General features: G+C 39.3%; 14 protein-coding genes. 4 read left to right on the forward strand and 10 right to left on the reverse strand.

Annotated elements, in window-relative coordinates:
• Positions 1 to 51: 51 nt before the first annotated feature.
• From BMF77_RS11950 to BMF77_RS11975, 6 genes are all read right to left on the reverse strand, one after another.
• Entirely contained in the window at positions 52 to 6,561 is a 6,510-nt protein-coding gene (locus BMF77_RS11950; protein ID WP_148763018.1) for a non-ribosomal peptide synthetase, read from the reverse strand.
• Positions 6,562 to 6,917: 356 nt separating this feature from the next.
• Entirely contained in the window at positions 6,918 to 7,316 is a 399-nt protein-coding gene (locus tag BMF77_RS11955) for a hypothetical protein (protein WP_015078974.1), read from the reverse strand.
• A gap of 703 nt (positions 7,317 to 8,019) precedes the next feature.
• A complete protein-coding gene (locus BMF77_RS11960) occupies positions 8,020 to 8,400 on the reverse strand; it encodes a hypothetical protein (RefSeq protein ID WP_210422362.1) in 381 nt (126 codons plus the stop codon).
• A 61-nt stretch (positions 8,401 to 8,461) separates the two neighbouring features.
• The gene (locus BMF77_RS11965) at positions 8,462 to 10,177 is read right to left on the reverse strand and encodes an aconitase/3-isopropylmalate dehydratase large subunit family protein (protein ID WP_148763020.1); all 1,716 of its coding nucleotides are present in this window, start codon (positions 10,175 to 10,177) and stop codon (positions 8,462 to 8,464) included.
• A gap of 25 nt (positions 10,178 to 10,202) precedes the next feature.
• Positions 10,203 to 11,252: an isocitrate/isopropylmalate dehydrogenase family protein gene (locus tag BMF77_RS11970; protein ID WP_148763022.1), complete on the reverse strand. Its 1,050-nt coding sequence runs from the start codon at positions 11,250 to 11,252 to the stop codon at positions 10,203 to 10,205.
• 553 nt (positions 11,253 to 11,805) lie between these two features.
• Positions 11,806 to 12,450, reverse strand: coding sequence for a DUF3386 domain-containing protein (locus BMF77_RS11975; protein WP_148763024.1), 645 nt, complete (start codon positions 12,448 to 12,450; stop codon positions 11,806 to 11,808).
• 103 nt (positions 12,451 to 12,553) lie between these two features.
• On the opposite strand from BMF77_RS11975, the gene BMF77_RS11980 reads away from it, so the two are divergent.
• The 3 genes from BMF77_RS11980 (at position 12,554) to rlmN (ending at position 15,563) form a co-directional block, all read left to right on the forward strand.
• Positions 12,554 to 13,210, forward strand: a complete 657-nt coding sequence (locus BMF77_RS11980; protein ID WP_148763026.1) for a LuxR C-terminal-related transcriptional regulator — start codon at positions 12,554 to 12,556, stop codon at positions 13,208 to 13,210.
• A 236-nt stretch (positions 13,211 to 13,446) separates the two neighbouring features.
• Entirely contained in the window at positions 13,447 to 14,277 is an 831-nt protein-coding gene (locus BMF77_RS11985; RefSeq protein ID WP_148763028.1) for a metallophosphoesterase, read from the forward strand.
• Positions 14,278 to 14,492: 215 nt separating this feature from the next.
• The gene (gene rlmN, locus BMF77_RS11990; protein ID WP_148763030.1) at positions 14,493 to 15,563 is read left to right on the forward strand and encodes a 23S rRNA (adenine(2503)-C(2))-methyltransferase RlmN; all 1,071 of its coding nucleotides are present in this window, start codon (positions 14,493 to 14,495) and stop codon (positions 15,561 to 15,563) included.
• Positions 15,564 to 15,576: 13 nt separating this feature from the next.
• On the opposite strand, the gene BMF77_RS11995 is transcribed toward rlmN, so the two are convergent.
• From BMF77_RS11995 to BMF77_RS12010, 4 genes are all read right to left on the reverse strand, one after another.
• A complete protein-coding gene (locus tag BMF77_RS11995) occupies positions 15,577 to 15,756 on the reverse strand; it encodes a replication restart DNA helicase PriA (RefSeq protein WP_148763032.1) in 180 nt (59 codons plus the stop codon).
• A 500-nt stretch (positions 15,757 to 16,256) separates the two neighbouring features.
• A complete protein-coding gene (locus tag BMF77_RS12000; protein WP_148763034.1) occupies positions 16,257 to 17,033 on the reverse strand; it encodes a sulfite exporter TauE/SafE family protein in 777 nt (258 codons plus the stop codon).
• Positions 17,034 to 17,105: 72 nt separating this feature from the next.
• On the reverse strand, positions 17,106 to 17,819 hold the full coding sequence (locus BMF77_RS12005; RefSeq protein ID WP_148763036.1) for a hypothetical protein: 714 nt from the start codon (positions 17,817 to 17,819) through the stop codon (positions 17,106 to 17,108).
• 56 nt (positions 17,820 to 17,875) lie between these two features.
• The gene (locus BMF77_RS12010; protein WP_246863132.1) at positions 17,876 to 18,637 is read right to left on the reverse strand and encodes an iron uptake porin; all 762 of its coding nucleotides are present in this window, start codon (positions 18,635 to 18,637) and stop codon (positions 17,876 to 17,878) included.
• Between the two features lie 275 nt (positions 18,638 to 18,912).
• On the opposite strand from BMF77_RS12010, the gene BMF77_RS12015 reads away from it, so the two are divergent.
• The gene (locus tag BMF77_RS12015) at positions 18,913 to 19,899 is read left to right on the forward strand and encodes a site-specific DNA-methyltransferase (RefSeq protein ID WP_148763038.1); all 987 of its coding nucleotides are present in this window, start codon (positions 18,913 to 18,915) and stop codon (positions 19,897 to 19,899) included.
• Positions 19,900 to 19,903 lie beyond the last annotated feature (4 nt).

Here is a 19,903-nt window from a genome sequence, read left to right on the forward strand (position 1 = left end):
ATCAAGCATCTCACAGCAGGATTGTAGGTTTTAGGTAAACTATTAATTCATCTAACTCTTGGGGGTTTTTCTATTAATTTTTTCTATTAATTTATCAAGCTGTTGTTGATTGATTTTAGCAGCAGCAAAATCAGAAGGGGTATAGGTGGGTGACTCCTTTGATTTGCAGTGAAAAATCAGGGTTCTTAATACTTCCATGAATCCCAGCCCAAACTTTTCAATACTAGCTCCCTTGTGAATTTTCTCGCTATAAGCAAACTCCATTTCTAACTTTCCTGAGTGAATCAATCCACTTATTGCCAAGAGATGGCTGCAATATCCCCGCTGACTTTGTTCTGATTTCCATTCTTTAACTGCTCCCAACATGGCAGAGGCAGACATAACTTGATCAAATTGACCTAAATAATTAAAACTGATTTCTGCTTGAGGTAAAGTTTGGAATTTATTTTGAATTATGGAACTTGGATGTAAATATCGCAAGATACCATAGCCAATACCATGTTTAGGTAGGCGACGCAGTTGTTCTTTAACTAATTTTAAAGTTTCTGCTAACTGATTCTCCAAACCCAGGTTTAATTGTACAGGAAATAAAGTAGTAAACCAACCGACAGTCCGAGATAAATCTATATCTTCAAATAGGTCTTCTCGTCCATGTCCCTCTAGATCAACAATTAATGAATTTGCTCCTGTCCATTCATGAAAGCTTTGTGCCAACGCAGTCAACAAAATATCATTAATTTGTGTATTATAGGCAGAGGGAACATCCTGCAATAAGGCGCGGGTTTCCTCCTCATTTAAACAGAGAGTTAGGGAATTAGTTACAGCTAGTGTATTTTCTGTTTTTTCGTCAGGATAATCTATGGGTAATGAAGTAATATTCCCCGCAAACTGGGATAACCAATAATCAATTTCTGTGGACAGGTTTTCTGATTGGCTATATGCTTGTAACTGATTTGCCCACTCTTGAAAGGAAGTTGTTTTGGCTGGTAATTTGATAGTTTCGCCACTACTAAGTTGCTGATAAGCCGTTGCTAAATCTTCCAGTAAAATCCGCCATGAAATGCCATCTACTACTAGGTGATGAATAATAATTAGTAATTGACTTGGCCGATTAATTCCTCGGTTAAACAGCGCAACTCGGACAATTTCCCCTGATGACAAATTCAAGCTGGCTTGAAGTTCGGACTCTTTGGTTTTAATTACAGTTTGTTGTTCCTCTAAAGACAATGCCGACAAATCTATAAGCATAAACGGCACTGTTTCTTGGGTTGTAGCATTAATATGTTGCGGGGGGTGGCTTTCAAGAACAAAGCATGAACGCAAAATATCGTGATGCGATAATAATTTTTGCACTGCTTGTTTTAATAAGTCTGGCTGTGTTATTGATGGAATCTCTAACAAGGCTGATTGATTAAAGTAATGAGCATCGGGGAAATTTTGCTCGAAAAACCAATGTTGAATAGGCATTAGCGGTATTGAACCTGTAACTAATCCCTGATTGGCTTTAATTTGCCGATTTGTGCCGACAACATTGGCTAACTCGGCAATAGTTTGATACTGAAACAGTTGTTTGGGAGTCAGTTGTAATCCGGCTTGATTCGCTCTAGAAATCATCTGAATACTGATGATTGAATCGCCACCCAATTCAAAGAAATTGTCGTGAATGCTGATATTCGGTTGTCTTAAAACTTCAGCCCAAATTGCGACTAACTTTTCTTCTATGGGAGTCTGAGGCGCAACAAATCCTGCCGCTAAATTGGTGTCAGTAGTATCTGGGATTGGTAAAGCACGATGGTCTACCTTGCCGTTAGGAGTCATTGGTAGTTGATCTAATGGCACAAAGGTAGCAGGAATCATGTATGGAGGCAACTTCTGTTGGAGAAATTGGCGGATTTGCTCCAATTGGACTTGTGCTTGATTACCAATGATGTAGGCGACAAGACGCTTATTGCCAGGAATGTCTTCACGGGCAATGACGACGGCTTGATTCACCTGGGAATGTTGATTTAATATTGTTTCAATCTCACCAAGTTCAATCCTAAAACCACGAATTTTTACTTGAGAATCTATCCGTCCCAGGTATTCTAGGTTGCCATCAGGTTGATAACGAACTAAATCCCCGGTTTTGTATAATCTACTTTCCTCTGTGTTGACAAAAGGATTTTTAATAAATTTTTCTGCGGTCAATTCTGGCAGGTGCAAATAACCCCGTGCCACACCTGCACCACCAATATGGAGTTCTCCTGGTACTCCGATGGGAACGGGTTGCAAGTATTTATCTAAGACATATACTTGTACATTGCTAATAGGTTTACCAATGGGGATTTCCTGACGATGGAGAGTATTGTCTGATAATTGACTCAAAGTGGCAATTACAGTGGTTTCCGTTGGACCATAGCTATTAACTAATTTTGGATAATTACCTACCCATTTATGCCATGTTGCTACTTTTTCAGGTAGCGCTCTTTCTCCACCAATTATTACTAGTCGTAATGTTTCTGGTAAGGATAAATTGCCATTGGCTAATTCATTTACTAGCAAATGCCAGTAGGCTGTTGGTAAATCCCATACTGTTAGTCCCCAATTTTGGGACTGCTGCACAAATGCAGACACAGACTGTAACATTTCTTCTGTCCGCAGCACTAAGGTAGCACCACTGCCTAAACAGGGATAGATTTCTTCGGCGGCGGTATCAAAACTAATGGAGGCAAATTGGAGAACCCTATCGGTGGGGATGATTTGATATGCGGCGATCGCAGTTTGAGTAAAATTAACTAGGGAATGGTGTTCAATCAGCACTCCTTTGGGTTTGCCTGTGGAACCTGATGTATAGATGACATAAGCTAAGTTGGTGGCTGTTACTGCCTGGTCAGGGTTTTCTTGACTTTGGGTAGCAATTACAGTTTTTTCGGTATCTAAACAAACTATTGACAGATTATGATCGGCGGCTATGGTTGCCCATTGCTGCATTGTTACCAGAATTGGTAGTTGAGCATCATTAACTATATCGCTCAATCGTTCGGCGGGATAGGCAGGATCTAAAGATACATAAGCACCCCCTGCTTTGAGGATTGCCAAAAGTCCCACGATCATCTCAAAGGAACGTTCAATGCAGATACCAACTAATGTATCGGGTTTTACTCCTAAGTTTTTCAGGTAGTGCGCCAGTTGATTAGCTTGTGTATTTAATTCTCCATAGGTAAGTTTTTGATGATCAAATATCAGTGCTACTGCATCAGGATTTTTGTCTACCTGTTCTTCCACTAATTGATGAATACATTTCCCTTGAGGATAAGCTGTTTTCGTCTCGTTCCAGTTAATTAATAATTGATGCTGCTGCTCTTTTGTGAGGAGGGGATATTGGGAAATTTGTTGATCAGGGTTAGCCACAATCTCTGCTACTAACGTTTGATATTCACCTGTCATCCGTTCAATGGTGGTGACATCAAACAGGTCACTATTATATTCCCAAACAAGAGTTATGCCCTCTGTTTCTATTCCTTTGGCTTCTTCTTGAGAATTGCGCCCTACCCGTTGTTCAGAACGAGGCATCACAACAACATCAAGATCAAATTTGGCTGATTTATTGTTGAGTGTCTCATGCTGTTTAATGCTCAATCCAGGTAGATTCAAATCAGGTAAAAGAGCATCATGGAAACTGAACATTACTTGAAATAGAGGATTGTAGCTGAGATTTCTTTCTGGTTTGAGAATTTCTACGACTTTATCAAAGGGTAAATCTTCATTAGCGTAGCCTTCCAAGGTGACATTACGCACTTGAGCCAGAAGTTCTCGAAAGGTGGGATTGCCAGATAAATCCGTGCGGAGGACGATGTTATTAACAATCATGCCAATTAACCCTTCTGTCTCCCGCCAACGGCGATTAGCTACCCCAGATCCCACGCAAAGGTCTTCTTGTCCGGTGTAGCGGTAGAGCATGGTTACAAAAACCGTAAACATACTCATAAATAAAGTCACCCCTTCTTGACGACCCATTTTTCTCAGGGCTTCACAAACATCTAGGGGCAGTTCCATGCGTACCATGCCGCCTTGGTAAGTTTGCTCGACTGGTCGCGGGCGATCGCCTGGTAACTCTAATACAGGAGGACTGCCAGCTAATTTTTGTTGCCAATATTTTAGTTGGGCTTGTGCTGGTTCTGTTAACACCCACTGTCGTTGCCAATGGGCAAAATCGGCAAACTGGAGTGAGGGTTCAGTTAGGGGTGAGGGTTTTCCTTGGGAATAGGCTTGATATAATGTTAATAATTCTCGCAAAAATAAATTAAATGACCAACCATCATGAACCATGTGATGTTCAACATGAACTAACACATATTCTTGGTCGCTTAATTTTAATAATGTCCAACGAATTAATGGTAATTGACTAATATCAAAAGGCTCGTGAACTGCAATCTCTGTTAATTTTTGTACTTCCGATTCCTGTGCTAATTTGGGGAAATTTTGCAGATCAATTACTGGTAATTTTACAGGTTGAGGTGGATGAATTAATTGTACCAACTTGCCCTCTACTGCCGGAAATGTCGTGCGGAAAATTTCATGGCGACGCAAAATTTCGCTGAGACTTTCTTCTAGAATATCTATGTTTAAATTGCCCTTGATTCGCAAACTCTCTTGAAATTGGTAAGCAGTCATGGAGGGCGCTAATTGCTCAATAAAATACACTCGTTCTTGGGCAAAAGAAACAGGTAAATAACCCTCTCTGGAAATCGGCGTAATTTTGGCTAGGGGTAATGGTTGTTGTAGTTGCTGCTGCTGGATAATTACCTTAATTAAATCGTTAATCGTCGGGTTTGCAAAAAGTTGTCCAAAGGATAATTCAATTTGGAAAACATCCCGAATTCGAGACACAATTTGTGTGGCGATTAGCGAATGACCGCCTAATTGGAAAAAATTATCATCAATACCAATCTGGTCTACACCAAAAACCTTACCCCAGATTTGGGCAAGAGTTTCTTCCTGTGAATTGCGCGGTGCTACAAAGGTTTCTTGAATATCAGGTATGGGAAGTGCTTGACGATCAATTTTCCCATTCGGAGTCAGAGGTAAAGCGTCTAGGGAAACAAAGACACTTGGGATCATGTAGCTGGGTAGCTGGTTTTTCAGGAAGCTGGGCAGCGTTGTGCAGTTAATTTCTTCTCTTGAGGATGGGACAATATAAGCTACCAAACGTTTGTTTCCAGGAACATCTTCCCGCAGAATAACTATGCTTTGAAAAACTTGGGGATGTTGATTGAGGAGGGATTCAATTTCTTCTAGTTCAATGCGGAAGCCGTTAAATTTTATTTGATTGTCAATTCGTCCTAAAAATTCTATGTTGCCATCTGGTAAATACCGTCCTAAATCACCAGTTTTATATAATTTTGAATTGTCAAAGGGATTTTTAATAAATTTTTCTGCGGTTAGTTCTGGTCGGTGCAAATAGCCCTTTGCAAGTCCAGCACCACCGATGTATATTTCTCCTATGGTTTCAGTCGGAACTGATTCCAGGTTTTGATCTAAGATATAAATTTCGATATTATCCCCCATTGGTTTACCAATAGGTATTTCTGTTCTTTCTAGTTGGGTGGCACTCAAACTGGATAAACAGCAAATTGAAGCAGCAACGGTAGTTTCAGTGGGACCGTAGCAATTAATTAACTGAGGGAAATTTCCGACATTCTTGAGCCACATTTTCACTCGTTCTGGTAATACCCGTTCGCCGCCAATAATTACTAAGCGTAGTGATTCAGGTAATGCTATGGGATTCATAGCTAATTCATTTACTATTAAGTGCCAGTAAGCTGTCGGTAAATCCCAGACAGTTATTTGCCAATCTTGAGATTGCTGTACAAATGAGGAGACGGAACTTATCATTTCCTCAGTTCGTAGAACTAAAGTTGCACCACAACTTAAACCAGTATAGATTTCTTCAGCGGCAACATCAAAACTGATCGAGCTAAATTGGAGAATTCTATCGCCCGTGGATATGTTGTATTGAGCTATCGCCATCTGGGTAAAATTTACCAATGACTGGTGTTCAATCATTACCCCTTTGGGTTTTCCCGTTGACCCTGATGTGTAGATGACATAAGCCAAATGATCAGGTTTAACTGTATTCACAAGATGGCGATTCCTAGGTCGCGCTTCGCTATCACTATGATCAAAAATTGCATCATGTTGACTATCTAAACAAATAATTGTCCCTGAATAATCAGATATTAAAGTAGACCATTTTTCTTGCGTTACCAACACAGAGATTTGAGCATCTTGTATCATGTAGTTCAATCTTTCTGCTGGATAATTAGGATCTAGCGGCAGATACGCTCCCCCAGCTTTGAGAATTCCTAATAAACCCACTATCATCTCTAGGGAGCGGTCTAGACAAATTCCTACAAGTACCCCAGTTCCTACCCCTAGTTTTTGCAAATAATTAGCCAGGAGGTCTGTTTGCAAATCTAATTCCTGGTATGTCAGTTGCTTATCCCTAAACACGACAGCTATTGCTTGCGGAGTTCGAGCAACCTGGGCTTTAAATAACTCATGAATACATTGTTTCAACATAAGTTTACGGGTTGTTTAATAAGTTGTTGGTGATAGCGTAGCGTGACGTAAGTCATAGGGAACAGTTTCAACTAAGATATTTTCCAGCACACTGCGTTGCATTCGCATCCTGGATCATTTTTTGTTAGAAAATAATGGCCTTTGAGAGTGTGACCCGAAAAAATCAGACCCACAGGCCATTTTTCTATTCTCACTATAGCGGTATGCACTTGGTAAATAATTGGACAAAATCAATTACACAAAAATCTGGACTGAAATCCTCGATTGGCAAAAGATTGGTAAATAACCAATATGCAATTAATTCTGTCTTGGCACTTACTATTCGCTCTTAAATGTTACCCAATTTAATAGTGAAATTATTCGTTTTCATCAACAATTTCCACTATTCTGGGTTCTGAAGCTGGTTCTGTGGAAGTAGAACTTACTGAACTTAGATGATCTTTCAATTTAGCTTTTAGCTCGTCTGAAATGGGTAGCTCTTCAATTTCCTTGATAAGTAATGTTTCTGACTCGGTTTTGAGCCGTTCTGAATAAACGGCCTTAATAATAGCTTCAATCCCGTATGCAGCAACACTATCTCCTACAACTGTTGTCAGACCAAGTAACCCTATACCACCAAGGATGCCCAAGGGTCCGCCTATTGCTGTGAGCGCAGCAACAATAGCAGCATTACTACCTGCTGATGTGACTGCTAAAATTAATAGAATTACGCCTGGAAGACCCAGACCAGCAAGTTTTTTTGCGATTTCGTCCATTTTGATCACCTAAAGTCCTGATATTGTTGGTTGAAACTTTTCTAGTGGGAATGAAATTGGAGTCTTGATATGGCAAGAAACCGATTCTAGAATTTATACTAAGTTAGCTAAAAGTCATTCGCTTTCAAGTCAATTTTTAACATTTCCCTCCCTATTCACCTTAAATTTATAGCCATTCTCAATAATTTGGGACTTACACACTACAAGAATTAACCATCATTTGCATCTGTGAAAACTATACAACCTATTTGGTATTTTCTGTCCATACGTAAGTTTTATGATTAATCAAAAAACACTACAAATCAGGAAATTTAGAAAAGTCAAAAACATGACGATGAACTGATAGCTAGAATAACATTTCCATGCATAGTAATTCAGCAATATGAAATAAAATAGTAGCTTTATTATTACTCAAAAAGGTGTCCAATTTCCTATTTGAAGGTTGAAATACCTACTTTTCCTAGCGAGGGTAAATAGGGGCTGCTGAATAAAGCTAGAACTGAGATATATCAAGAGTTTGAAGGTAAAAAAGGTGAATCAGGTGCAAGGAATAAGGGTTGAAATTAGCAAAAACCTATCACTTGGATTCAATACTATTCTTCTCTTCTCTTCTTCTAATTCTTCCTCCTGACCCTTCGACAAGCTCAGGGCATCGCTCCTGACCCTTCGACAAGCTCAGGGCATCGCTCCTGACTCCTGACTCCTAGCCCTCACAGACAACTTTTTCAGCAAACCCTAAATAGTTTTTGCTTTCTGAACTCAGATGATTTTTCAATTTGAGTTTTAACTCGTCTGAAATGGGTAGCTCTTCAATTTCTTTGACAAGCAATCTCACTGACTCAGTTTTGATTCGTTCTGAATAGACGGACTTAATAATAGCTTCAATCCCGTATGCAGCAATTGCATCTCCTAAAACTTTTGTCAGTCCGAGTAAACCTATCCCTCCGACAATGCCAAATGGTCCGCCTACTGCTGTAATGGCAGCAACAATACCAGCATTACTACCTGCTGATGTGACTGCTAAAAGGACAAGAATTACGCCCGGAAGACCTAGACCTGCAAATTTTTTCACAATTTCATCCATTTTATCACCTAGCATTCTCGTATTGTGGGTTAAATATTTTTTATTTCCCTCTTTTTTAGATTTATTTTTCATCCAGAAGGTGGCTAATTTTCCCCTTTATGGCTGATATTGCCACTGTTCTTGGCGAGGCCAAATAGTTTTTACCTGTAGGATCGCCACTACGTCCTTTAAAGTTGCGATTGGTTGCATAAACCCCCGTTTCTTCTTTACCTAACACCCCCATTCCAGAATTAATACAAGCTCCACAACCTGACTTGAGAATCTGTGCGCCTGCTTGTGCAAAAATTTCCAGATAACCCAAGGCTTCAGCTTGTTCACGAATCTCTACGGAAGCAGGGACCACAAACAAGCTCACGCCATCTGCCAGTTGACGACCTTGTAAAACTTCAGCAGCCTGGGCTAAATCATAAAGCTTGCCCCCCGTACAAGAGCCAATAAAAGCTTTGGTAATTGGAGTCTCCTCTAACTGGCTAATAGGTATGACCTGATCTGGTTTTGGAGGACGGGCAACTTGTGGTTCTAAATTACTGAGGTCAAATTGATATACTTTTTCGTATTCAGCATCAGGATCGGCAATCATTTCTACAAACTCTTGTGTAGAACGACTTTTCACATAATTTCGGGTTGTTTCATCAGGAACAATTAACCCACAGACTGCACCACACTCAATAGCCATATTAGCTAAAGTCAATCGTTCATCAAAAGGTAGTTGTGCGAGTATTGATCCTCTAAATTCCATTACCTTACCAGTAGCACCAGCACAACCAATTTGACCTAAGATAAACAAGATAATATCTTTGGCACTAATATGGTGCGGTAGAGTTCCCGATAAATCAAATACTAATGTTGAGGGAACACGAATCCACATATCCCCCATAGCATAGATATTCGCCATATCCGTAGTTCCCACCCCTGTGGAAAAAGCTCCTAATGCTCCATAGGTGCAGGTATGGGAATCTGTGCCGGCAATGATCATCCCTGGTCGGACAAATCCTTTTTCTGGAAGTAAAACATGACAGATACCTGCGGCTTCCCCTGGGGAAACTACATCAAATAAGTGACATTCTTGGTCTTTGGCAAACTGAACCATCTGTTGATACATGAGTTCAGCTTTGTGATCAACACGGATGTCATTGACTTGGATGAAGTGATCTGCTACTAAAACTACCCGTTGAGCATCCCACAGCTTTGCATCTTCTCCATAGTGTTTATAAAATATTTTAGCGACAGGGTTGGCCACAGCATCGTGGGATAGGGCTAAATCAACTTGAGCAAAAACCACTTCTCCTGGAGTGACGTAGGTATTACCAGAGGATTTGGCTAAAAGTTTTTCCACTAAAGTCATGGGTCGCGGGGAAGTCACGCTGGCAGGAATGGTAATTTTTCCCTGACGACGCTTTTGATTAAAAGGTATCAATCCACCGGCTGCGGCGATCGCATCAACTACCGGATTCTCCGGTTTTTCTCCCAAAATTTCGAGGGTAAGTCCAATATTGATACTATTACGATAAAAAATTTCTGCGAACGATCTCGCCCGAATCAGTTCTATTCCCGCAGCTTTGATGGCAATGGGGGCAATTTCTCGACTAGAACCACAGCCGAAATTTTCTCCGGCTTCAATCACATCGTATTTTAGTAACTCCCCTACTCCAATCAGATGTTCTAAAGCATAGTGTTTCAAATTATCAGGGTCATCATTTGTCGCCCGGTTGGCAGGCATAATATCATCAGTATTGATATCATCACCTAAGTATAAAATCTGTTTGATACTACTCATAAAGCCCCCGGAATTGAGAATGTTGTTAGCTGGAAAGTTCTTCTAGTAAAAGGTCAATTAATTTTTCAGTATTGACAAATATTTCAGAGCCTTGGGGAAACAAATCGGCTGTCCGATATCCTTCAGATAACACTTGCTCTTGTGCCGCCATAATTCGTTGGGCAGCACCCACTTCCCCCCATTGCTGAAGCATTAAAACACAAGCTCCAAGAGTTCCTAGAGGATTAGCAATTCCTTTGCCAGCAATGTCTGGGGCTGTACCGTGAATGGCTTCGTATAGTCCAAATCCATCAGCATTCAGACTGGCTGACCCTAATAAGCCAATAGATCCAACTAAAGCTCCACCAATATCGCTCAGAATATCTCCAAACATATTGCCCGCCAAAATTGTATCAAATTTCTGGGAATTAAGAACCATTTGCATAGCCAAGTTGTCTACCAGCATTGGTTCAACAACAACACCTGGAAACTTGATTGCTTCTTCTTGGACTATACGAGTCCATGGCAAATGAGGCAAAGCATTTTCTTTGTGAGCTACGGTGAGCAATCCTCTTCGCTCTTGGGCTTTTTGTAAAGCTATACGAGCGATCCGTCGAATCTCTTCATCGTAGTAGAGCATGGTATGGTAGCCATAAGCTCCCTTTTCATCTGAAGAACGTCCAGCCGGTCCAAAATAAATCCCACTAACTAATTCTCGAATGATTAGTATATCGAGTCCTTGAACCTTTTCTGGACGAAGGCTAGATTTATGCACTAAACTATCAACAATCCGAATTGGACGCAGATTGCAAAAAAAGTCATAGTGCTTTCGCAGTTCTAGGAGTCCCCCTTGGCTAACCGCACCAAATACAATCCCATTGGCTCCATCGCACAGTTGGACAGTGGCTTGAGGGAAATAACTACCCATTTGCAAGAAGGCAGTTGCACCAAGCCAACCATAGTCTACCCGCAAGGTAAATCCTTCAATTTTAGCGACGTGTTGAAGAATTTGCAAGGAAGCTTCTACAACTTCTGGACCAATTCCTTCCCCCGGTATGGCGACAATCCGATAAGATGGCTTACTTAAAGACCCCATTTTTCCGTATTTGTTAAGTGAACTAACCTGTCAGTCTTACGGACAGGGCTTCCCAATTCATCGGGAATAGCCTCTCTTGTCTTAGTAGTTCTGTTGGTCTGAGAGTTAGACATTCCCCCCAAGGACAGGAGTCCTGATTCCCAAGACACTTACCTATTAGATTGGAAGTCCCTTACGGCATTGGTACTAATAAGGATTAATACATCTTTAAATTGTTAAAGCTGAACTTCCCTCAGTAAAAACATTGACAATTTTGAAAATAGCATTGATTTGGCACTTTTCGTCGTATGAAAATACCAAGAATTATTGCTGACTACGGCAGGCTAGAAGCACAACCAAAAATATAATAATAGACAATCTAATATATGACAATACCTTAGCCAAAGATAATTTTTGGCAAAACTGCCAACAATAAGCTTAAACACAGGACTTACCCTGGATTTCTCACAAAGAAAAGAAAAAAATCTGGAGATGATTTCGTAGTGAGGGCTGAAGCCCGCAAATGGGGAATAAATTCCTCACTACAAACTTTGAATTATTCAAGCCGTTCTACTTAACCTAATAACTCAATGTTAGAAAAGATGAAATCTTGAATAGAAATGCGTTCTGCGATTTCTGTGCGGATTTCCCGACGGTTAAGAATGTAGTAATTTCCTACCTTCTCATATTCATCAGTAAAATCGCTTTTACCGCCCTTTTGAGCGCCGGTTTCGGGGTCATGATAAACAGAATTGTATGTGTGAGAAAGATATCCTTCTCCAGTGTCGTGACTGCTGAAAGTGTCAATAGTCACAAAAGTACCGTGAATTAAACGGTGAACGTGGCAAACTTCATTGTTACGCACTTTGTACTTATCTCCTTCTGACTTTCCACCAACAAAAATTTCGACTGCGCCGGTTGCGTCAGTTTCACCGGGTCTAAAAGTATTTGCGCCGTGGGTTTGTTCAAAAGCGCGACGGACACGGTGAACGGCGATTTCCCAAGCTTGTCCGTGAATGGCTTTTTTAGCAGCTTCGTCTTCCACATTCAGAACTTCTGCCTTCATATTGGCATCAATCACCACTTGACCTTTGATCACTTGGTCATCATACTTATAAGTAATATCTGCGGTATAGCCAGGGAAATTTCCATCCCAAGTATAACGGTTTTGATAGGCAGCCTGAAAAAGTTCTTGGGCTGAGATTTGAGTAACTGTCATCGTGCTTGTCCTCTGGTTACAAGTTAAAATAGCTTTTTATCGTTGCTGGTATTAGCATAGAGGTAATTATCGAGGTTCGCATAGACCCCAAATGGGTACACTTATGGCTAAAACTCTCCACGCCATTTTTCAAGCGATCGCTAATGTCCAAAATGAGCAAGAATTAAAACTAGCTCTCATGGATACCATTGGCGACCATTTTGCAGTACAACATTGGGGTATGGATCTCCTAGGTGACCAATTAGATACTCAAATTGAAATTCCCGCTGTCTGCTTAGAAGCTAACCCCATTGGGCGTTATGTTGTCGAACGTCACGCCCCCACCCATGAACAATTAATTTTATCCCCAGAAGACTGGAAAAACTATTGCACTCGTCACGAACACGTAATGACTGGTCCGATAGTTTGTAATGGTCAATTAGTGGGGACTTTAAACTTTGCTCGTGACCCCGGAAGTCAGCCTTTTGATAGTAATGATTTAGCTGATTTAAGTGCAGTTTGTTTACATTTATCGGCGAAAATGGCCACACTCCAAGCAACACCAAAAACCTTTGCATCTGCTGGTAATTGTCCTCTCACAGCGCGAGAATTAGAAATTGCCAAATTAGTGGCTCAAGGTTTAACTAATGGGGAAATTGCCGTTAAATTATGGATTACTCAAAATTCTGTCAAGCAAGCTTTAAAAAGGATGTTCCGTAAATTAGACGTTTCTACTCGTGCGGAAATGGTGGCAAAACTACAAGATAGATTAGTTTCCTAATAACTACAAGTAGATCATCATAGAATGATAGATAATAGATACCCGACTTATTTAAGAAGTCGGGTATCTGAGTATTCAAATATATTACTCTTTTGCTACAGCTAATATCAAAATATTTTGTTAATGTCAAAAGAAATCCGATTATATTTTGATAATTGTAGGTTGGGTTAAGCGACAGCAACCCAACAAAATTTCAGAAATGTTGTCTTGATTTATAAACATAGTTTTATTCTATTATGCACAAATTATTAACTGGAGCTTTGTCCACAGAAAAATTGACAGTGAAAATCCCCAACTTACCTCTATCATTAGCAGGATTAAAGTTGGTACAAATGTCAGATTTTCACTATGATAATGGTCTATTATCAGAAAAAATGTTAACAGAAGCAATTGCAGTTAGTAATGCCACAAAACCAGATTTAGTTATTTTAACTGGCGACTATGTTAACACAATTGCTAAACCAATTCATCAACTAGCACTAAGGTTAAAAAATCTAGAAAGTCGCTATGGTGTCTATGCTATCCTTGGCAATCATGATATTTGTTATCCCAGTTCAAAATCAGAAATTACAAATGCTTTAACAAACGTGGGGATTAATGTACTTTGGAATCAAATTGCTTACCCAGTTGGAGAAAAATTACCTCTAGTGGGATTAGCGGATTTTTATGCCAAAGAATTTAATCCAGAAGCAATTATGAATCAACTTGATTCTACTACACCTCGGATTGTCTTATCTCATCACCCAGATACAGCCGAAATTCTCAAAAAATGGCGGGTAGATTTACAATTATCTGGTCATAGTCACGGTGGACAAATCGTAATTCCTGGACTCGGACCTGCAATGATTTACTATGCAAAAATAGTCAAAAAAATCCCCAAAAAAATTCGGCGTAAATTACCATTTTTACGGAAAACCCATTCTATATTACGCCATTGGCAATGGTCACAGGGTTTACATAAAGTGGGAAATAATCAATTATATGTAAATCGAGGTCTAGGAACTTATTTCCCCGGACGGTTATTTTGTCCACCAGAGGTTACTATTATTATACTCAAAACGGCTTGATTGTTTGATTCTAAACGTAGGGGTTTAGCTCTTGCTTTACCCCTACACATTTGGGTTCTTTGTCATTTGGCAAAAGTTTAAATCTCACCCGTGTTTAGTATACCTTGGAAATTTCTTAATCTATTTCTTCCTTTGCGCCTTTGCTCCTTTGCCCCTTTGCGCGAAACAAAAACAATATAGTACAATAGAAAATTAGCATCAAATTGTGATTTCTTATGTCTGCTACGCCGTTTGTATCTCAGCTAGATTCTCCTAACTCGACTAAATCTCAACTTCTTCCCCCTCTCCTTGGTGCTTCCGTGACGGAGTTAACTGCTTGGGTACAGCAGCAGGGACAACCCGGTTATCGGGGTAAGCAATTGCATGATTGGATCTATAATAAGAGTGTGCGATCGCTCGCTGATATTTCTGTATTTCCGAAAAATTGGCGTTTGCAAGTTGCAGATGTTCCCATAGGTCGTTCTTCTCTACATTACCGCTCCGTTGCCCCCGATGATACCGTCAAATATCTCCTCAAATTGACTGACGGGGAAATTGTGGAAACAGTGGGTATTCCCAGCGATAAACGCTTAACAGTCTGCGTTTCTACTCAAGTTGGTTGTCCTATGGCTTGTGATTTTTGTGCGACTGGGAAAGGTGGTTACAAGCGTAATCTTACCCGTGCGGAAATTGTTGATCAAGTCCTGACTGTCCAAGAGGATTTTCAAGAACGGGTGAGTAATGTGGTATTCATGGGCATGGGTGAACCATTGTTGAATACGGAAAATGTGCTTTTAGCGATTAAATCCATTAATCAAGATCTGGGAATTGGTGCGCGATTTATTACACTGTCTACTGTAGGTATCCGCGATCGCATTCTTGAAGTCGCCCAACACCAACTACAAATTACCCTCGCTGTCAGTCTCCACGCACCCAACCAAGCATTACGAGAACAACTCATTCCCAGCGCCAAACCCTACCCCATAGAAGACTTACTGGTAGAATGTCGAGAATATGTAGAAATAACTGGACGCAGAGTTAGTTTTGAATATGTTCTTCTCGCTGGAGTTAACGATTTACCCGAACACGCTTTAGAACTATCAAAACGTCTGCGGGGTTTTCAAAGTCACGTTAACTTAATTCCCTATAATCCCATTCAAGAAGTAGATTATAAAAGACCAACCCGCGACCGAATCGAAGCCTTTGTTAATGTTCTTCAACAACAAAATACTGCGGTTAGTGTCCGTTATTCTCGCGGTTTAGAAGCTGATGCTGCTTGTGGACAATTAAGAACAACAAAAAGGTAATTATAATTGTCAATTATTTCCTAGTATAAATTCCTGGTGCATAAGCCTCAATTACTTTACCGGTGCGGGTGCAAGTTATCATTAGGTAATCGCAACTAGGGCATTGTGTCCGCGTAATTTGACTATCAGAAATATAGTGACGTTCAGCAGCACTACCGCAATTTGGGCAATGAATCTTTTGTGATACTTGCATTTTAAAATCCCTGGATTTAATAATTTTTTAGAAAAAGTGACAAAAATTGTTTAATTGTTGTGAATGTGAAAAATTTGATATCTTCGGTCATTATCTCAAACCTGATAATTATTATCATCATACCTGAGATATATAAATTTACTTTAGATGTAACTTTCCTTAGATTAGCCGTGATCCCTATGGTGTAATCCTTGAGATAGTCCTGTTTATTCTTGTGGACAAATAAGTTATTTTCCCATTCAAGCGTTACCAAATAGAAAAAACTGTAATCAAAGTCACAAAATTAATAGTTTTATATTTAATTAATATTTGGAGAGACTACCAGTCATACAATTATTGTGGGGTGGGCTTCTAGCCCGTCCATTGAGTATTTATACTAGACACTAGGAAAATATATTAGTCCGTTTTAACGGACTTGAGCTATGAGACAGGGAATTTATTCCCTGCCGGTTATGGAAGGCAACAGATAAGCCGTTTTGAGTATAATTGTATTTACCTACTTAGCCATGAATAAAAAAGTAAGTAGTCATCCCAAAAGCTACCACAATCACGAATTTTCGCACCAAGCTGGGTTCTAGTCTGCGGGCAAAATGAGCGCATAAATAACCACCCAGAGAACCACCAACCGCCATGATCATAACTTGATGCCAAGCAATCAAATTAGCGAACATAAAAGGAATAATTGCCACACCATTAATGCAACTACCCAATAAAGTTTTAAAAGCATTAATAGAGTGAATATTTTTCATCCCTAAAAAGGTTAAAGTTGCTAACATTAAAATGCCTATACCCGCACCGAAAAACCCACCATATATAGAGATTGCCAATTGAGAAACTAGGAGAATAAATAAAGGTGGAGGTGCAGAAACATCATTTTTACTCTGAAGTTGCAGCCAGCTTTTTAGAGATTCACTAAATGTAAATATCAATGTTGCTGATAGTAACAAATAGGGCAGCATCTTTTTAAATACATCTGGTGATGTATATAATAAAGCCACTGAACCAATGACACCACCCACTAAACTGGTACCAGCTAGTAATAATAATTGTCGTTTTTCGATGTTTAAATCTTGACGATATGCCCTTGCACTAGCTATAGCTGCTATCCACAGGGCAGTATTATTTGTAGCATTAGCGTTAATTGGGGCGATACCTGTAAATATCAGGGTAGGAAAGGTAATAAAACTGCCACCACCCGCTACAGCATTGAGTCCACCGGCAATAAATGCGGTGCTGAACAGAAGTAAGCTATGGATTAAAGTTAAATCTTGCGGCATTTTCTGTAATTAATAAACTCAGTTATACTGTTGTACAATAAAATACTGTAAGTTTATCGAATTATAGTTGATTTATTTTCTGGGTGCTGTTAAACCGGGGTAAATTCTCGAAGGTAGTCCAGGAGTTGTTATCAACCCAGGAGAACCAACTCTCCCATAGTTGAGATTATTAGTTAATGATTGAATAACTTGGGGATTCAAGCCTAATTGAGGTAAGTTAAACTGCTCTGTGGCTGTTCTCCCTAAATTTGATAATACACCAAGGTTTGTTAAATTTGTCCCAAAATTAAATGCTCCAGGTTGAGTTATATTGGTGAGTAAATTAGTATCAATCTTGCCACCAGTAATGGCGATATTCCCGGCTTGGGTAAAGTTATTAATTTTCTGAAGAGAAGAGACAACACCATTGATAGTTATAGGAGTATTATTAAAAAGTAGAGAATTACCATTAGCAGTTTGTGATCTCCCAGTTATTAAACCAGATAAAGTCCCAATTGTCGGTTGACCATTTTGGAGAATACCTGCTAAATTACTAACTTCTTTTAATTGTCCAGTCCCTTGAAAATTAGATATTCTACCAATGTCAGTTTCTAAATTAAATGAGTTAACATCTAACCCAGTTAATCCATTAAAAACAGGTACTATGGGATTGTCATAGTTATAATTCAGATTTCCAGATAGATTACCACCTTGAATCATAATTTGCCCTTGAACAGGTAAATTAGCAGCTAAAAAACTGCCAAATATTCCCATTCCTAAAATATTACTAATAGATTTAGTCCACATTTTTTTGCAACTCCTATTATAGAAAAATTTGTATTTTAATTCGTAAAAATATAGCTTTAGAAACTAAAAGTTGTTCGGAGAATACCAATGGTAATCATGTCGCTATTCGGGCTATGTCTTGGCTCAAATATCAAGATTACACCAGGAGTAATATTAATATTATCTGACATTCGATAACGATAAAAAGCTTCTATATGAGTAGTAGTTCCTGGTTGTCCTCCAGCACTACCAAGAGAATCTTTAAGAATACCTGGAAGATTATTACCTGTTGGTAAATCACTACTAACAATTTTCGGAGGTTGTCCTACATAAATCCCCCCCAAATTTCCTTTTTCCAATAAATCAGGAAAGTTAAGAAAAGCCATCCAATTATTAGTTTCTACACTCCCTGATTGTCCAGGTATGCGAGAAGTCGTAAAACCTCCCCAACCACCTATTGTCAACTTAGGATTAACCTGCCAAGATGCAGTAGCACCAAAAGCATCAGTTGTCAGGGGACTAGTAGAAGTAGGTGTATAAGCCAATAAATCATCACCAACTCCAGTTCCTAAAAATCCTGTAGTCGAGTAGGAATTAATATAATTTAGTGCTAAATCAATGTTATTAGTAGGGGCAAGATTTAATTGCACTCCGGTGGCATTTTCTCCATTAAATAATCCGGCATTTTGGCTACTATCGGCGGGTTTACTCGCTGTATAAACTGCTTGTAAACTAATTCGTTTATTCATTTGCCAATCCAAGCCCAAACCACCTGTACCATTACCAATTGCTAAAATTGATAATTTTGGTTGTTTTTGCCTTGAACCAACTAGAAACAATTAAGCTATGATGAAGTTAATTTGTACTATTTTGTTTCAAATTGTTTAAAATCTTGCCAAAAGTCCGCTTCTAATGCCTTTGGTAACATCATAACCCAGTCTATAAAGCGGTAAAGGTTACGAATATCCTTTTCTGGCATTGTTCATACAATGCCGTGCCGTCAATGGCACAATCTTTCACTATGTGTAGGCCTTTACAAGAACTGATACCAAAAATATGTCGTTTTGATATTTTAGGATTATAGTTATAGAACTAACTCTTAGTGCGTCTGACAATGGTTCTTCCCAATCCACTATATACTACAGACTGCGGTGCGGCTTATCTTGGTGATTCCCTACAATTGCTGGATCAACTGGAATCTGACTCAATAGATTTAGTGCTGACATCACCACCTTTTGCCTTGCAACGCAAAAAGGCTTATGGCAATGTAGAGCAGGAAGATTATGTTGATTGGTTGCTTGAGTTTTCCAAAAAAGTTTATCGAGTTCTGAATTCAACTGGTAGTTTCGTACTTGATTTAGGTGGAGCTTATGAAAGTAAACGTCCAGTTCGCTCTCTCTATAACTATCGAGTTTTAATTAAACTTTGTGATGAATTGGGATTTAGACTGGCTGAAGAATTTTTTTGGTATAACCCAGCTAAACTACCTTCACCAATTGAGTGGGTTAATAAGCGAAAAATTCGAGCAAAGGACTCTGTAAATACCGTCTGGTGGCTCTCAAAAACTGATCATCCTAAAGCAAATGTTAGTAATGTTTTAGTCCCTTACTCTGAGCGAATGAAGAAGCTACAGGCAGATCCTCAAAAATACTATACACCGAAAGAAAGACCTTCAGGCCATGATATCAGTAAGAATTTTGCTACTGATAATGGTGGTGCTATACCATCAAATTTGTTAGAGATTGCAAATACTGAAAGTAATTCTAGTTATATTCAATTATGTAAATCTATTTCCATACCCCCTCATCCAGCGAGATTTCCTCAAAAGTTGCCAATGTTTTTCATTAAATTTTTGACTGATCCTGGAGATAAAGTTGTAGATATATTTGCAGGCTCAAATACTACAGGTTTTGTAGCTGAACAGCTAGAAAGAAGTTGGATGGCTTTTGAAAAAGAAGCATCTTATTTAGCATCTTCAGCTTTCCGGTTTCTAGATAAAACTCAAAGCTCGAAGGATGTTCTGACTCTTTATGAATGTCTTCTTGCTCAAAAAGAATCTGTTTGTTTAACTACTTCAAAGCAATTATCTCTGAAATTATGAAGGT

Origin of the sequence: Dolichospermum sp. UHCC 0315A, from assembly GCF_008121535.1 — a bacterium.
In the GTDB taxonomy this organism is placed as follows: Bacteria; Cyanobacteriota; Cyanobacteriia; order Cyanobacteriales; family Nostocaceae; genus Dolichospermum; species Dolichospermum lemmermannii.

Bases quoted from the DNA above. Each gene is read 5' to 3' on its own strand.
- BMF77_RS11950 (WP_148763018.1), bottom strand. From the start codon at position 6,561: ATGTTGAAACAATGTATTCATGAGTTATTTAAAGCCCAGGTTGCTCGA.
- BMF77_RS11955 (WP_015078974.1), bottom strand. From the start codon at position 7,316: ATGGACGAAATCGCAAAAAAACTTGCTGGTCTGGGTCTTCCAGGCGTA.
- BMF77_RS11960 (WP_210422362.1), bottom strand. From the start codon at position 8,400: ATGGATGAAATTGTGAAAAAATTTGCAGGTCTAGGTCTTCCGGGCGTA.
- BMF77_RS11965 (WP_148763020.1), bottom strand. From the start codon at position 10,177: ATGAGTAGTATCAAACAGATTTTATACTTAGGTGATGATATCAATACT.
- BMF77_RS11970 (WP_148763022.1), bottom strand. From the start codon at position 11,252: ATGGGGTCTTTAAGTAAGCCATCTTATCGGATTGTCGCCATACCGGGG.
- BMF77_RS11975 (WP_148763024.1), bottom strand. From the start codon at position 12,450: ATGACAGTTACTCAAATCTCAGCCCAAGAACTTTTTCAGGCTGCCTAT.
- BMF77_RS11980 (WP_148763026.1), top strand. From the start codon at position 12,554: ATGGCTAAAACTCTCCACGCCATTTTTCAAGCGATCGCTAATGTCCAA.
- BMF77_RS11985 (WP_148763028.1), top strand. From the start codon at position 13,447: ATGCACAAATTATTAACTGGAGCTTTGTCCACAGAAAAATTGACAGTG.
- rlmN (WP_148763030.1), top strand. From the start codon at position 14,493: ATGTCTGCTACGCCGTTTGTATCTCAGCTAGATTCTCCTAACTCGACT.
- BMF77_RS11995 (WP_148763032.1), bottom strand. From the start codon at position 15,756: ATGCAAGTATCACAAAAGATTCATTGCCCAAATTGCGGTAGTGCTGCT.
- BMF77_RS12000 (WP_148763034.1), bottom strand. From the start codon at position 17,033: ATGCCGCAAGATTTAACTTTAATCCATAGCTTACTTCTGTTCAGCACC.
- BMF77_RS12005 (WP_148763036.1), bottom strand. From the start codon at position 17,819: ATGTGGACTAAATCTATTAGTAATATTTTAGGAATGGGAATATTTGGC.
- BMF77_RS12015 (WP_148763038.1), top strand. From the start codon at position 18,913: ATGGTTCTTCCCAATCCACTATATACTACAGACTGCGGTGCGGCTTAT.